A 15787-nucleotide genomic window follows, 5' to 3' on the forward strand; every position below is an offset into this window, starting at 1 on the left:
ATGAGCCAGTTTTTTCATGTTCATCCTGAAAATCCGCAAACGCGACTCATTCGTCAAGCTGCTGACATTATCAAAAATGGTGGTGTGGTGGTTTACCCAACGGATTCGGGTTATGCAATTGGTTGTAATCTCGGCAACAAGCAAGCTAAAGAGCGTATCGAGCGAATTCGGGGCATTGAACAACATCATAACTTTACTTTAGTGTGTCGTGATTTGAGCGAGCTATCAACGTATGCTCGTGTCGACAATCAGATGTTTCGATTAATTAAAAATAATACTCCAGGGCCATACACATTTATTTTCAAAGGAACTAAAGAGGTTCCTCGTCGTTTATTAAACGAAAAGAAAAAGACGATTGGGATCCGAGTTACAGATAACCCTATTACGGTCGCATTGCTTGAAGAGTTGGGCGAGCCGATGATGTCGTGCTCACTTATTTTGCCTGGCGAAAGTTTTACAGAGTCTGACCCTGAGGAAATTAGGGACAGACTTGAAAAAGTCGTCGACCTAATTATCCATGGTGGCTATTTGGCGGAGCAAGCAACAACGGTGGTTGACTTATCGGAAGATGAGCCGCAAATACTGCGAGTTGGCTGCGGTGATCCAACTCCGTTTCAATAGTTATGACAGAAGCCAGCCAACAAAAGCTACCTTTAGCCTTTCTGAATGGCGAAGCCGTTGTGGAAAAGCCAGAAGACCTTTACATTCCACCCGATGCGCTGGAAGTGATTTTAGACACCTTTGAAGGACCTTTAGATCTTCTGCTTTACCTTATAAAACGGCATAAGTTAGATATTGTTGAATTGCCGATTTTAAAAATTACGGAACAATATGTGACTTATGTTGACATGATGAAGGAGCTTAAGCTCGAACTGGCAGCAGAGTATTTGGTTATGGCTGCGCTGCTGGCACAAATCAAGTCGCGAATGTTGTTGCCGGTGCATGAAGAATTTCAAGAAGAAGAAGATCCAAGAGCCGAGTTAGTTCGCCGTTTACAAGAGTATGAGTTATTTAAGTCCGCCGCGGAAAAACTTGATGAAATCCCTCGCTTGGAACGAGACATTTTTGTCGCAACAGCCAAGATAGATACATCATTTGAACCGGATATTTTGCTCCCCGACACGTCATTGAAAGAACTGCTCGTTGCACTCAGTGATGTCATGTCTCGAGCCAAAGCGTTTGAACATCATCATATTTCAAAAGAAGTATTATCAACACGAGAGAGAATGAGCCACATATTAGCTTTGCTGTCAGAGGCCGGTACTACACTCGCATTTAGCCATTTTTTCGACGTGGACGAAGGACGAAGTGGGGTCGTTGTTACTTTTATTGCAATGCTTGAACTGGTAAAAGAATCGCTAATCTCGATTGTTCAGGCAAACGTTGGCGGGCAGGTTTATTTATCTCTTTATCAAGATTCGCAATAAATCGCTGCTAAAAAGCGTTTCATCTGTCATAATACACTCCTTATCAACGAGGTAATGCATGGCAGGAAAACGAGTTAGCGACGAACAACTGCAAGAGTTGATCGAGGCCGCGATATTCGTCGCGGAAAAACCAGTTTCTAAACAGATGTTGAAAGAAACCGTGTTATCCGATATTGCAGCATCCAGTGAGCGAATCACAAGCGCAATTAAAGCCTTAGAAATTCATTACCAAACTCGCGGCATTCGACTTGTAGAAGTTGGCAGTGGGTATCGTTTTCAAGCGTGTCCAAGTTTGGTCCTTGGCTTGCAAAACTTTGGCAAGAGCGTGCACCTAAATTTTCCAGAGCTACACTTGAAACATTAGCCCTGATTGCTTATCGCCAACCTATTACACGTGGTGAGATTGAGCAGGTACGAGGCGTGGCTGTAAGTAGCCATATAATGAAGAGTTTGTTGGAGCGCGATTGGATCAAAATTGTTGGTCACAAAGAAGTGCCAGGGAAGCCTGCGCTGTATGCGACAACAAAACAATTTTTAGATTACTTTTCGTTAACTGGGTTAGAAGCACTACCTAAATTACCAGAAAAGCAAATGATTACTTTGGATAAACTTATCCAAGATCCTTCTGTGAGAGAACTATCGTAATGAGTGAAAAATTACAAAAAGTATTGGCACGAGCAGGTGTTGGTTCACGTCGAGAGATGGAAGCCTATATAGAAGCTGGTCGTGTAAGTGTGGATGGTAAAGTCGCCACCTTGGGAGACCGAGTTGAAGAAACCGCGCTTGTGCGCGTAGATGGTCATGTCGTTAAGCTTGCGGCGAAAGAATCACGTGTATGTCGTGTCTTGATGTACCATAAACCAGAAGGTGAACTATGTACTCGCAAAGATCCTGAAGGGCGTCGCACCGTTTTTGATCGTCTTCCTCGTCTAGATGGGGACCGTTGGATAGCGATAGGTCGTCTTGATATTAACACCTCAGGTCTATTGTTGTTTACAAATGATGGTGAGCTTGCAAACCGTTTGATGCACCCAAAATTTGAAATTGAGCGTGAGTATTCAGCTCGTGTGTTTGGTGAAGTCAATAATCAAATGCTGAAAACGCTTACCACGGGTGTTGAGCTTGAGGATGGGGAAGCTAAGTTTCTTAAAATTAAGCCAATGGGTGGTGAAGGTTTAAATACTTGGTATAACGTAACGTTGACCGAAGGCCGTAATCGTGAAGTACGTCGTTTATGGCAATCTCAAGGGGTAGAAGTATCTCGTTTGATCCGTATCCGCTATGGTCAGTTACATTTGGATAAACGATTGCCGCAAGGTGGTTGGGCTGAATTAAAACTGGAAGAAGTGAATTATCTTCGCGACTCAGTTGGATTAAAGCCAGAGACACAAACGAAGCTGTCTGTAATGCCTGAACGTCGTAATGAGAAACGTGCTCAAGTTAATCGTATCCGTAAAGCAGTGAAAAAGCATAATCAAAGATTGCAACAGAGCAAACGTCGCTAAGAAACAGTGCAGTTATAGCATGTGTTAGAAAAAGAAAAGCCTCCAATTGGAGGCTTTTCTTTTTCTAAAAAATCAATAATGAGTCGAAACTTTACTTTTGCTGGGCATCGATTGATTGGCCATTAACACCGATAGATTCATCGCTCATTAAATATAAGTAAGTTGACATCAAGTCTTCAGGCTTCGCTAATTTGTCCTTGTCTTCACCAGGAAAAGCGGCATTTCGCATTGCCGTGTTTGTGGCGCCAGGGTTAATGCAATTGATGCGAATGTTGGTTTTACCTACTTCTTGTGACCACGTTTGCATCATACCTTCAGTGGCAAATTTGGAAATAGCGTAAGGTCCCCAGAATTCTCGGCCTACGCGGCCAACGCCCGAAGATGTAAAGACCACAGAAGCGTTCGGTGCTTTGCGCAGCAAAGGGAACATGTATTTGGTGATCATTGCTTGTGCTGTTACATTTACCTTCATGATGTTTTCGAAGGTTGAAACACAAAAATGCTCAAGTGGCCCAAGAGTGCCTAAAATCGAGGCATTGTTAAGCAATCCGTCAAGATGCCCAAATTGCATTTCAATTGTCGCCGCTAAGTCTCTATAATGTTGTTTTGTTGCACCTTTCATGTCTAAAGGTACAATTGCAGGTTCTGGGTAACCTGCGGCAACGATTTCATCGTACACGCATTCAAGCTTTTTAGTGGTTTTGCCCAATAAAATGACGGTTGCGCCGTATTGAGCGAAGGTTTTAGCCGCAATGCGTCCTATGCCGTCGCCTGCACCTGTGATTAAGATAGTTTTATTTTGTAAGGCATTTTCAGCCGCTTGGAAGGTGTGCATCGTAGACCTCAAACGAATAAATTTGCGCTATATTATCACAGGTCTAAAGTAAGTTATCGAATTTGTTGTAATAAAGAGTGGCGAAACGCTACACTTTACGTTAAGTTTAACTGGTCTAATGTCTTATTAAAATGGATATTACATCATTTTAACGAAATGAAAGAAGAATAATAAGATCCGTCGGAGCCAAAAAACATGAAAAAAATGTTACTCTCACTTGCAGTCACAGCAGCCCTCTCAGGATGTGGAGGCGGTGAAACCCTAGAAGAAATTAAAAACGAAACCCCGGTTATAAAGCCGTCTATAGCTGTAAAATTTGACCCTTCGGCGAGTGTTGTATCCGTTCCAAATGATTTGTTAATGAGTGGTACTAAAGACGGTACGCTCAATATGCCAGGTGAATTCAACGCAGCTGGCGAAGCCGTAGCGCGTGCTGCTTATGCGGACCCTCAAACTGCGTTAGGTGCGTTGGATGGTTGGTCTACGCAACTACCTTATGTGATTGATCTGTCCGTTCCACAAGGTGTGAGTTTAGATACCGCTTCGGTTTCAATGCCAGGAGCAGTGCGTATTTTTGAAATGACGATGGGTGCAAGTCAAACAGACGCAGATTGTTCAGCTGTTCCAGCGGGCATCGCGTGTAAGGTCGTTGGTGAATTGACCTTTGGTCAGGATTTCGTCACCAAAGCGAATAGCACCAACAATGGTGTGATGATCGTGCCAATCAAGCCGTTCAAAACAAGCACTACTTACATCACCGTGCTGACAAATCAAATCAAAGATTCAGAAGGTCGCGGCATTTCTGCGTCTTCTACTTATACTCTCGTGCGCCAAGAAGCAGATCTTGTTACGCCTGCGCAAAAAAGTTTGCAAGCGGTTATTCGTAGTTACGAAAACGCGCTTGAATCACAAGCAGGTGTGAGCAAATCAGAGGTGATTTACACTGCTGCGATGACAACTCAGTCCGCGGGCAATGTGCTTGGCACAGTTAAAAAACTATTAGCGGCAGGCTTACAGCAAGGCAAAATGCCGACGATTACCGTTCCTGAGCAACCAACACTGTCTGTTGCAAACGTGTTTGCAGCTGGTGGGATGACGGACATACCTGTGCCATTTAGCGGTGTTCAATACATTAAAGGTAGCATGATGTTGCCGATGTATACTAGTAAACCGCAGGCAACGGGCATTGATGCGTTAGCAGACACCTATTGGCAAGGTATGTGTGACAGTGCTGTTACGGTGCTTGGCTACAAAGCGGCAGTTGGCGATCAGTTCCCTGAAGCTCCTTTAGATAATAATCCAACAGACGCAATGTGTTATGGGTTAAGCGGTGGTGCGCTACGTGATTTAGGCATAGACCCAACTCGTCATTTGACTAAGTACAATAGCATTCCGAAGACGCAGTGGATGGCAAACGTTCCGGTACAAATCACGAAGCCAATGGCTGACTTACAAGTGCTAAATGCTGTTCGTGCTTCACTGGGTCTTCCTGCTATGGCAATGCCTGCGACGGGCTGGCCTGTTGTGATTTTACAGCACGGTATTACGTCTAAGAAAGAAGACATGCTTGCTTTGACCGCTGCACTGTCGCTTCAGGGTTTTGCTACAGTGGCTATCGATCATCCTATGCATGGTGAGCGTGGTATTGATGTTGACGGTGATGGTGTTGATGATTTTAACGCAAGTACAAAATCAGTCTTGGCGTATATGAATTTGAGCAGTTTATTGGTTGCACGTGACAATCTACGTCAATCAGTGGCTGATTTGTTGTCGCGCGCTTAGGTGTACATACAATCGCTCCAGTTCTAGGATTTAACACACAAGATGTGAGCTTTGTGGGTCACTCTTTAGGTTCAATTGTTGGTCCAAGCTTCCTTGCAAACGCAAATACACCATTAAATCCAGCTATCGACCCTTTGTTTAAAGTAAACACGGCGGCGCTTGCAAGTGGTGGCAGTGGTATCGCAGGCTTCTTGTTGGAATCTGGTTCATTTGGTCCGTTCATTCAAGCATCTGTGCTGACATCTGCGGGTAACTTAATTTCGCAAGACTTTAATGCGTATCTTCAAGAAGGTGCAGTGGCGAACTGTGCTGCAACATTACCAAACCAAGAAGCTTATTTAACTTGTGGTTATAAGTCTTACGTAGCTGAAAAAACAGCAGCAGGTGATACAGCAACTTTAGCTGGTATTAACTCATTGATGACGACATTTGTGTTTGCCGCTCAAACAGCACTAGATAGTGCTGATCCGATGAACTACGCAGCAGCTCTTAAAGCAACTGGTACGCCAGTTTATATGAGCGTTGTAGTCGGTAATAGTGAAGGCAATAAACCGGACACGGTTATCCCACCTACAACTGCAAATCCGTTAGCAGGCAGTTTACCGCTTGCCGCGACGATGGGATTACAAGACGTAACGACATCTCAACCATTGGGTGCAGCAGCAAGCTATGTGGTTCGTTTTTCTCAAGGTCACCATAGTTCAATTCTAACGCCTGCATTTAGTGTTGCAGCAGGAGGCACTGAGCTTGGTCATGCAAAAGCGAATCAAGAAATGCAATACCAAGTAGCAGCGTATCTCGCGTCTCGAGGACATATGTTGCCTATTCTTGATTCCTCGGTTATTGCAAACTAATCGACTTCTAAATAAGAAAGCCACTTCCGAGTGGCTTTTTTTTATGGTCCAATAAAAGAAAATTGAAGTACGGAGTAGTGCAAATTGGAATTTTTATATGAATATGGATTATTTTTAGCCAAATCTGTGACGGTGGTGGTCGCTATCGGCGCTATTGTTGCGCTGATTGTTTCTGCAGGCGTAAAGCCAACAAAGAAAGGCTCAATCGAAATTACCGATCTTTCGCAGAAGGTTAAAGAAGCCAAAGCGGACTTTCAGGCTCAGGTTCTTGATAAAAAAGAGTTTAAAAAATGGCATAAAGAAAACAAAAAAGAGGGTATCAAAAAGCCAGAAAGCACCACATTTGTAATCGACTTTAAAGGGTCCTTAGATGCGAATGAGGTTCAGTCGTTGCGTGAAGAAGTCACTGCGGTACTGCATTTTGCGGATTCAACGAAAGACAAAGTATTACTTAATCTTGAAAGTGGTGGTGGTGTTGTGCATGGTTATGGACTTGCAGCATCACAGTTACAACGTATTAAAAGTGCGGGGATCCCGCTTACCATTGCAATAGACAAAGTAGCAGCGAGTGGCGGATATATGATGGCTTGTTTAGCTGACAAAATTGTTGCAGCGCCATTTGCTATTGTTGGCTCAATTGGAGTCATTGCGCAGATTCCTAATTTTAATAAATTGCTGAAAAAGCACGATATTGACTATGAACAGATTACCGCTGGGGAATATAAACGTACGTTAACGCTGTTTGGTGAAAACACGGACAAAGGGCGTGAGAAATTTAAAGAAGAAATTGAACAGACTCACGGTTTGTTTAAGCAATTTGTAGCGGAAGCAAGGCCTAAAGTTGACATCGACAGAGTCGCAACAGGCGAACATTGGTTTGCCCGACAAGCGATTGAATTAGATCTAGTGGATGAGCTTAAAACGAGTGACGAGCTAATCATTCAGGCAACAAATGATAGTAAAGTACTTAAGGTGCAATTCAAGACGAGAAAGTCACTGCCTGAGCGCTTAGGAGTGAGTGTCGCAGTTACTGTTGAAAAACTGTTTCAATCTGCGCTTAGTCGATTTAAGTATCAGTAAATCTCTTAGTTTCGGACAAGTAAAAAAGGCCGTCATGAACGGCCTTTTTTATTCTGATGACCCATCCTAAATAGCGTTGGTAGTTATCAAACTTAGTTTAGGACTCGTCATTCTTTTACAGAAGTTTAAAATTTTGGAGGGTAGTCTTCTAATTGCTTAGCAGCTTCAGGATCGTTAAATGTATCAACGTTAAGTTCCCCTTCGGACTTTGCAACAACACACGTAACCATACAGTCTCCGGTAATATTTACCGCAGTGCGTGTCATATCGAGCAATCGGTCAACGCCGATGATAATGGCTATACCTTCAACAGGTAAACCAACTTGGTTTAGCACCATTGCAAGCATTATCAGGCCTACACCTGGCACGCCAGCGGTACCAACTGATGCGAGAGTCGCGGTCACGATTACCATTAAGTAATCTTGAATAGTAAGGTCAATGCCGTAAACCTGTGCAATGAATACCGTTGCAACACCCTGCATGATTGCCGTGCCATCCATATTAATGGTCGCACCAAGTGGTATAGTAAAAGAAGCGACAGAGTTCTTGGCGCCTAATTTTTTTGTTGCCGTTTCAAGGGTAACGGGCATAGTTGCACTTGAGCTTGATGTACTAAATGCAAACATACACGCGTCTTCCATTTTCTTTAGGAATATTAATGGATTGAGACCTGTAAGTATTTTTAGAATCAAAGAGTAATTTACAAATGCATGGAAAAGAAGGGCAGCTACAACGACGCAAAAGTATTTAGCTAAGCTTTTAATAATTGATATTTCAATAGTCGTAAATAACTTAGCCATTAAACAGAAGACGCCATAAGGCGCCAAATTCATCAAAATTGTAACTAGTTTAAGAACGACATTATTCAAATCATCGAAGAGCACCGCGACACGTTTTCCAGATTCACCACTTAACGCCATCGCGATACCGAAAAGTAACGCGAATACGATTACTTGCAGCATGTTTCCAGATGCCATTGCATCAATTGGGTTGGTTGGAAACATACCAATAATAACATCAACTAGACTTGGCGCTTGTTTTGCCTCATAGCTCGCATCGGTCGGGATAGTGACACCTTCACCTGGCGCAACAATCAGAGCAAAACTGATGGCAACAGTGATAGCTATAGCGGTAGTGACCAGATAGAGAAACAGTGATTTTCCACCAAGTCGTCCTAATTTTTTAGGATCACTTAAACTACATGTACCGCACACTAAAGAGATAAAAACGAGAGGCACAACGAGCATTTTTAAGCTGGCAATAAAAATCTGACCGCCAATATTAAATAAGCCATCAACAAAAAAGTTCTTAACGGGAAAATCAAAAAGGCCAAGGGGGATAACAATATCTTGTTGATCTCCAAGAATAAACTGGAGGCTAAGACCGATAAGTATACCAAGCAGCATACCTATTAGAATTTTTGTCGTTAAACTTATTGTTTTCAAATTGGACATAATTTGTACTAGTTATTCTTTAAAATCCGTATAGCCTACCAGTCTCGGCAAATTTATACAGAAAAAAACGACAATTTCTTAATAAAAAATTGTGATTTTCGAATCCGATATAGGTTAACATTGGTTAATTAAAATAACACGATTGACACTAGGGAGAGGGTTGAATGCCTTTAATTCGCTGGTTTTTATTACTAACTCTGAGTTTGCTGTTAACGGCGTGTGGTGGTGGTGGAACCATTACCAAAGACACCGGAACGGATACATTGAACCAATATACATTGACGCTTTCTCTTGTGGATAAAGGTGGTCTTCCTTTTAGTGACACTAACCCTGTCAGTTCGACAAATCCAGGTACTATCCAAGCAACGTTGAAACGAAACGGAACACCACTTGGGAAGCAACTTGTTTCATTTAGCACTGAGTTTGCGGGTGAAATTAGACCTGTTTCTGGTATTGCGGAAACAAATGACTCCGGAATTGCTACGGCAACTCTTGCGAGTGGTGCCGTGAAAGGGGCTGGCAAATTAATAGCGACTTACACTCCTGCCGGTGAAAATGAGGTTTCAGCGAACCTCACATTTACGACCATTGGAGACGATGCTCCAACTCAATCAAATGCTTATCAACTAACATTAAAACTACTTCAAAATTGTAATGATGGATGGGATGCTAATCGCGAGCGCATTCAAACTAGACCCAACAGACCCGTCAACGGGTTGTAGAATAGTTAACAATCTAGACTCTACGGTTTTGACAGATGTCTATATCGACCTTGTTTCAAGCCAATCTCAGGTAGGACTTGCAAACCAAATTGTTACTTTAGAAACTGATTTAGGTAGTATTTTACCGCAAAGTGGCCGTGTTTTAACGGATGCCTTTGGTGTTGGCCTAGTGAAACTACAACCAGACAATAGCGGCGGTGCTGGGACTATTTCTGCTAAGTATGACACCGCTGAAGGTATCGTAAACTTTTCGTTCGGTACAGCAGACCTTGTTCTTACTATCGACAATGGTCTGAAAACGAATTCAAACGGCACCGTCGTGCCACTGAAAGCAGGCGGAAGTACAATTGTATCAGTAACGCTTAAAAACAAGTCCGGTGATTTATATACCCTGCCAACAGACGTGCAGTTTGCATCTACCTGTGCGGCGCAAGATAAAGCAGTGTTAGATACGACTGTTAAATCGTCTGCCGGGGTTGCAACGGCAACTTACCGCGCGTCGGGTTGTGACATCGTCGACCCAGTCGTTGTATCTGTTGAAACGGGTGGAAGAAATTTTAGTGGTGTGACCCAAATTCCAGTTGAAAATGCCGCGGTGCAGTCTATTCGTTTTGTAAAAGCAGACCCAGAATTTATTGCGTTACCACCAGGTGAGGGCGGCGTACCGACTCAGTCTCAGGTGAGTTTCAAACTTATTGATGAAGATGGAAATCCTGTTCGTCAAGAAAGAATTGATTTTAAATTTGCAGACAGTACGGGTAAAGCGGGTTTAACTCAAACTTCGGCTAGTACAGACAATAATGGTCTGGTTCAGACAGTCGTAACTTCGGGGGTTGTTCCGGGGCCATTAGTTGTGGAAGCCTGTCATATTCCAAAAGCAATTCTTTCGCAATTGGGTGAAAACGACGACGCAACGTGTTGGCAAGAGTTTTTTAATCGTTGTACTGATTCAGATACATCCAATAATGCAGGTTGCCCTTCGGGTGAAATTAAATTAGTGCCAGTGGCTGAGCAAGTCTCGTCGGTTTCGTCAAAATTGACGCTAAGCTCTGGAGTTACGGATCAAAATAGTTTTGATGCCAGTCCAACAACATTCAATACGAATTCTCTTAATTACAACGGCGTAACCACAAATATCTCAATTTATTTTGGCGATCAATTTAATCATTTAAGTGGTGATGGCGTAGTAGCAACTGTATACGCTGAAGCAGGCGTAGTAGGTAAAATTGATGGCGAACAAGGAACTCCTACCTTTGAGTGTCAGACAACGGATGCGGTTTGTAATTTAACTTGGCGTAGCCAAGGGGAACGTCCATTTAGTGCATCAAAGTGGAAAAATAAAATTTCAGACGTTTGTGACCCATACTTTGGTGTAGCTGCACCGTGTATTGGTGGGTTGCCGCAAACGATTACTGAGGCTGGTGTAACGCGCAAAGTCATTCCAGCAGGTCGAGTATCTGTACTTGTTACTGCAAAAGGTCAGGAAACGTTCGTTGATAAACCATCGAGTGGTGGGGTTACACGTACAAATGGCCTATTTGACGAAGGTGAATATTTCCCGGCATTTGACCTTCCAGAGGCATTTGACGACTACAACGAAGATGGTAAATTTAGCAGTCAGGATTGTGGTGGAAGTGCAACAACAGGTCCATGTTCACCAGCAGGTAGTGATGGCGGCCACGACGAAATTTTTATAGATAGAAATAGCAACGGGGTGCATGACGGCGCTGATGGCAAGTACAATGGCCTTTTATGTAGTGCAGCAGCTTTGGCTGCAAATGCATGTACTCGCGAACTTATTGATGTTCGTAGACAATTTGAACTAGTGATGTCGGGAGATGTTCCTTTCGTACGTTTCGCAGTGAGTTCTAGCGGTAATCCTTCGTGTTCGAGTGTTGCTGGTTTAGTGTTAGAAAGCTCAAATGATGCTGCGTATTGTGACGTAAAAAGTATCGATTTGTCTCTAACTGGTGGCACGACCGGTGCCACTGTGTATGTTTTCTTCTCGGATATTAATAACAACCCGTTGCCAGCAGGTACAGAAGTATCATTGTCTGCAAGCAATGGAGATTTTGAAGTGACGACCTTAAGTGATCTTGTACCAAATACGAATAGTCGGACAACACAGTATGCGGTTGCAACAATTACCCGCGAAAGTGAGGGTAATTCGGACTTTTCAGGATCGCTTAGTATTCGGTTCGAGATCCCTTCACCTGTTGAAGGCGGTGAAGCGACGACGGTTAGCTTCGGTATTCCGGTTCTGGATGATAGATAATCTAAACTGATGTTTATGCTAGAAAGCCAACTGTTGAAGTTGGCTTTTTTGTTTCAATTTCGCTATAGTCCCGCGCTTTCACTTGAATGTCACTGAATTGCACAAATATAAAACAAAAGTTGTGCATTAATTCAGTTATCGTCTAAAAGATTGTATTTAAAGCTTGTAACAATAGGTGATTGTAGATATACCTATAAATAATAACCGCTCGGACTCGAGCGCAACTACATGAATTGGGATATAAAATAAGCAACCATGGGCAGATCGCTAGTAATCGTTGAGTCACCAGCAAAGGCTAAAACCATCAATAAATATCTAGGCAAAGACTTTATTGTGAAGTCCAGTGTTGGGCATATTCGCGACTTGCCAACGTCAGGCTCTGGTAAGTCAAAAGGTGGTAGTGCAACAAAAAGCGCAGCTGAAGTGCGTAAGATGTCACCTGAAGAAAAAGCGGAATATAAAAAGAAGAAAGATTACGTAAATCTTGTTGCGCGCATGGGCATCGACCCTGAAAAAGGGTGGGAGCCGCATTACGAAGTGCTGCCAGGCAAAGAGAAAGTCGTTCAAGAACTGAAAAAACTAGCCGAAGATGCAGACCAAGTCTATCTCGCAACCGATTTGGACCGCGAAGGGGAAGCAATTGCGTGGCATTTACAGCAAATCATTGGCGGTGAAGATACCAAATACCGTCGAGTAGTATTCAACGAGATTACCAAAAATGCGATTACGCAGGCCTTTGAACACCCAGGTGATGTCAATACCGATATGGTTAATGCCCAACAGGCTCGTCGATTCTTAGACCGTGTTGTTGGTTTTATGGTTTCGCCTCTTTTGTGGCAAAAAGTCGCTCGAGGACTGTCAGCCGGCCGTGTTCAATCAGTAGCTGTTAAATTGTTGGTCGAGCGTGAGCGTGAAATTAAGGCGTTCATACCTGAAGAGTTTTGGGATGTTCACGCAAACGTTCAATCGAGTTCCGATGATATCCGACTAGAAGTAACAAAATACCAAAGTAAAGCGTTCAAGCCAGTCAATGAAGCGCAGGCGATGGAAGCGGTTAATCGGTTGAAAGTATCAACGTTTACGGTCTCTGAAGTTGAAGAAAAGCCTAGCAAGAGCAAACCTTCTGCACCGTTTATTACGTCAACGATGCAGCAGGCTGCAAGCACGCGTTTAGGTTATGGTGTTAAAAAGACCATGATGCTAGCGCAGCGTCTTTACGAAGCGGGTTTTATCACGTACATGCGTACAGACTCTACCAACTTGTCTGGAGAAGCGGTAAGTATGTGTCGTGATTATATTGCGAACGAGTTTGGTGATAAATACTTACCAAATGAGCCTATTCGTTATAGCTCCAAAGATGGTGCGCAAGAGGCTCACGAAGCTATTCGACCGTCTAACGTTGCAATATTGTCAGGGCATCTTGATGGTGTTGAAGCCGATGCGAAGAAATTATATGAACTGATTTGGCGTCAGTTTGTTGCGTGCCAAATGGTGCCAGCTGAATACGACTTAACCACATTGACTGTTGCTGCAGCCGATTACACATTGAAAGCAAAAGGTCGCGTGCTTCGATTTGATGGTTGGACTCGCGTACAGCCCGCACTTCGTAAGAAAAATGATGAGGATCAAGCTTTGCCAGCGGTATCCGTTGGTCAAACGCTTAATCTGATTGAACTCGATCCTAAGCAACATTTTACTAAACCGCCTGCGCGATTCAGTGAAGCGAGTTTGGTAAAAGAATTAGAAAAGCGTGGAATTGGGCGTCCGTCTACGTATGCGTCGATTATTTCAACTATTCAAGAACGTGGCTACGTTCGTGTTGAAAACCGCCGTTTTTACGCAGAAAAAATGGGCGAAATTGTAACTGACCGTTTAATCGAAAATTTTGATGAACTGATGGACTACGATTTCACTGCGAAAATGGAAGGTCGTCTAGACGATATCGCAGAAGGTGAGCTAGTTTGGACAAACGTTTTAGACAGCTTCTACGCCGATTTTTCTACACAGTTGAACAAAGCTCAATTGGAAGAAGATGAAGGTGGCATGCGTCAAAATGTCATGGTTGAAACCGACATCGATTGTCCTACTTGTGGTAGAAAAATGGGGATTCGTACAGCATCAACAGGTGTGTTTTTAGGCTGTACAGGCTATAACTTACCTCCAAAAGAACGTTGCACGACCACGATGAACTTAGTGCCAGGTACTGAAGCTGTCGTTGCGACATCCGAGGAAGAATCGGAAGAGCAGGAAACGTTGTCATTGATGCAAATGAAGCGTTGTCCTATATGCGAAACAGCGATGGATTCTTACCTTATTGACGAAAACCGTAAACTACATGTGTGCGGTAATAACCCAGGCTGTAAAGGCTATTTGGTCGAAGAAGGTAGCTTTAGAATTAAAGGTTACGACGGCCCAACAATCGAGTGCGACAAATGCAGTTCTGAAATGCAGTTGAAGTCAGGGCGATTTGGTAAGTACTTTGGGTGTACAAATACAGAGTGTAAAAATACGCGTAAGCTTCTGAAAAATGGCGAAGCAGCACCACCGAAGGAAGATCCAGTACATTTACCTGAGTTGCCTTGTGAAAAATCAGATGCCTATTTTGTTTTAAGAGATGGTGCCTCAGGTATATTCTTAGCAGCTCATAACTTCCCTAAGTCACGAGAGACTCGAGCGCCTAAAGTCTCAGAATTGGTTCGTTTCAAAGAGCGTTTATCGCCAAAGTTTGTTTACTTAACTGAGGCGCCTGAGAAGGATGATGATGGAAATGAAAGCATTGTTCGTTACTCACGTAAATCAAAAACGCAGTATGTTATGACCGAAGTTGATGGAAAAGCGACTGGTTGGAAGGCCACTTACGAAAATGGTAAATGGGTCGAAGATAAGCCGACCAAGAAGAAATAAAAAAAGAAAGGCCGCAGTTGTGGCCTTTCTTTTTTGTCATTTTAATCCGGTTTTTGCAAAGCTAACTCGACTAAGCAATTAGGCTTTTAGCAATAACGCCAATCGCTAACGTTAACGCGGTACTGAGTAATGTACCAAGCATCACGTATTCTGTAAGTCGCTTGTCTTTTGCCTGGGTTAAATCCCCAAAGCGGAATACAGACTTCGCCGCGAGAATGAATCCAACAGCAGCATAACTGTCCACCAATATAAACGTCAGTATTAAGAAACGTTCAAGAAAACCAATGTATTGCCCTGCATTTGGTAAACCATCGTCTAACGTATTTATCCAAGGCCATTTAGACAGACTTATCGAAATAAATACTGATGCAGGTGACGTAATAAGGAGATAGGCGATGAGGATGACCCAAGCTTTGGAAAAAGGTGATTGAGGCCAATTAGGCATGCTAAACCAGTCACTTTCACAGCTTATCCATGCACACACAATTATGATGGCTAGGTGCGCAGTTTGATCAAGTAAAAATGCAGCTATGGTTCCTTTGGAAAACGATTTTGCCACGTCGATGAAATAGTGTGAACTCGTAATTAATGCTGCACACATTACTGCGTTTGACCAATCTTCCCAACCAAGCGTGTATTCCCAACATAGAATAGTAATGAAGCTAAACAAGCCATGCAGGCAGGCATGGATCCTCAACTTTTTCGATTGAAAATGATATCGATTTCTATCGAGAACCCAAGAAAAAGGTTGTAGATAGAAATCGACCACAAGGTGAGTGAATATCAAAGGCAATAGCAAAAGATAGAATTCATTCATTTTAAGTGTGTGTTCCTACTTAATTCTAAAAACCGTTCAATGAATTGATAGTTTCCTAAATTCAATAATTTTGTTGCGTTTACTCGGCTGGTTCCTAGCAACTCTGCGAGTTTATAATGGTCATCAGCCTGT

At 43.0% G+C, this 15787-nt stretch carries 10 protein-coding genes and 2 pseudogenes; 9 read left to right on the plus strand and 3 right to left on the minus strand.

Annotation, left to right across the window (positions count from 1 at the left end):
- From J5O05_RS17130 to rluB, 4 genes and pseudogenes are all read left to right on the plus strand, one after another.
- Entirely contained in the window at positions 1-621 is a 621-nt protein-coding gene (locus J5O05_RS17130; RefSeq protein WP_208843082.1) for an L-threonylcarbamoyladenylate synthase, read from the plus strand.
- 2 nt (positions 622-623) lie between these two features.
- Positions 624-1427 (plus strand): segregation and condensation protein A, encoded by an 804-nt coding sequence (locus J5O05_RS17135; protein WP_208843083.1) that lies wholly within the window; start codon positions 624-626, stop codon positions 1425-1427.
- Positions 1428-1572: 145 nt separating this feature from the next.
- Positions 1573-2072: pseudogene (scpB, locus tag J5O05_RS17140) on the plus strand (SMC-Scp complex subunit ScpB).
- A complete protein-coding gene (rluB, locus tag J5O05_RS17145) occupies positions 2072-2932 on the plus strand; it encodes a 23S rRNA pseudouridine(2605) synthase RluB (RefSeq protein ID WP_208843084.1) in 861 nt (286 codons plus the stop codon). Before scpB ends, rluB begins: the two are co-directional and overlap by 1 nt.
- A 91-nt stretch (positions 2933-3023) precedes the next feature.
- Here the strand turns inward: rluB and J5O05_RS17150 are convergent, their stop codons facing one another.
- Entirely contained in the window at positions 3024-3767 is a 744-nt protein-coding gene (locus tag J5O05_RS17150) for a YciK family oxidoreductase (RefSeq protein WP_208843085.1), read from the minus strand.
- Positions 3768-3962: 195 nt separating this feature from the next.
- On the opposite strand from J5O05_RS17150, the pseudogene J5O05_RS17155 reads away from it, so the two are divergent.
- Both J5O05_RS17155 and sohB read left to right on the plus strand, forming a co-directional pair.
- Positions 3963-6403: pseudogene (locus tag J5O05_RS17155) on the plus strand (VolA/Pla-1 family phospholipase).
- Positions 6404-6487: 84 nt separating this feature from the next.
- Positions 6488-7483, plus strand: a complete 996-nt coding sequence (gene sohB / locus J5O05_RS17160; protein WP_208843086.1) for a protease SohB — start codon at positions 6488-6490, stop codon at positions 7481-7483.
- A gap of 125 nt (positions 7484-7608) precedes the next feature.
- On the opposite strand, the gene J5O05_RS17165 is transcribed toward sohB, so the two are convergent.
- On the minus strand, positions 7609-8937 hold the full coding sequence (locus J5O05_RS17165; RefSeq protein ID WP_208843087.1) for a dicarboxylate/amino acid:cation symporter: 1329 nt from the start codon (positions 8935-8937) through the stop codon (positions 7609-7611).
- Positions 8938-9101: 164 nt separating this feature from the next.
- Here J5O05_RS17165 and J5O05_RS22020 point away from each other — a divergent pair, with 164 nt between their 5' ends.
- From J5O05_RS22020 to topA, 3 genes are all read left to right on the plus strand, one after another.
- Positions 9102-9659: an Ig-like domain-containing protein gene (locus J5O05_RS22020; RefSeq protein WP_244369712.1), complete on the plus strand. Its 558-nt coding sequence runs from the start codon at positions 9102-9104 to the stop codon at positions 9657-9659.
- Complete coding sequence (locus J5O05_RS17170) at positions 9604-11934, plus strand: hypothetical protein (RefSeq protein WP_244369714.1); 2331 nt, start codon at positions 9604-9606, stop codon at positions 11932-11934. Before J5O05_RS22020 ends, J5O05_RS17170 begins: the two co-directional genes overlap by 56 nt.
- Before the next feature lie 255 nt (positions 11935-12189).
- Positions 12190-14838, plus strand: coding sequence for a type I DNA topoisomerase (gene topA, locus J5O05_RS17175; RefSeq protein WP_208843088.1), 2649 nt, complete (start codon positions 12190-12192; stop codon positions 14836-14838).
- 70 nt (positions 14839-14908) lie between these two features.
- Here topA and J5O05_RS17180 read toward each other — a convergent pair whose 3' ends face one another.
- Positions 14909-15655: a DUF3307 domain-containing protein gene (locus J5O05_RS17180; RefSeq protein ID WP_208843089.1), complete on the minus strand. Its 747-nt coding sequence runs from the start codon at positions 15653-15655 to the stop codon at positions 14909-14911.
- Positions 15656-15787 lie beyond the last annotated feature (132 nt).

It is taken from the genome of Pseudoalteromonas xiamenensis, assembly GCF_017638925.1.
Lineage (GTDB): Bacteria > Pseudomonadota > Gammaproteobacteria > Enterobacterales > Alteromonadaceae > Pseudoalteromonas > Pseudoalteromonas xiamenensis.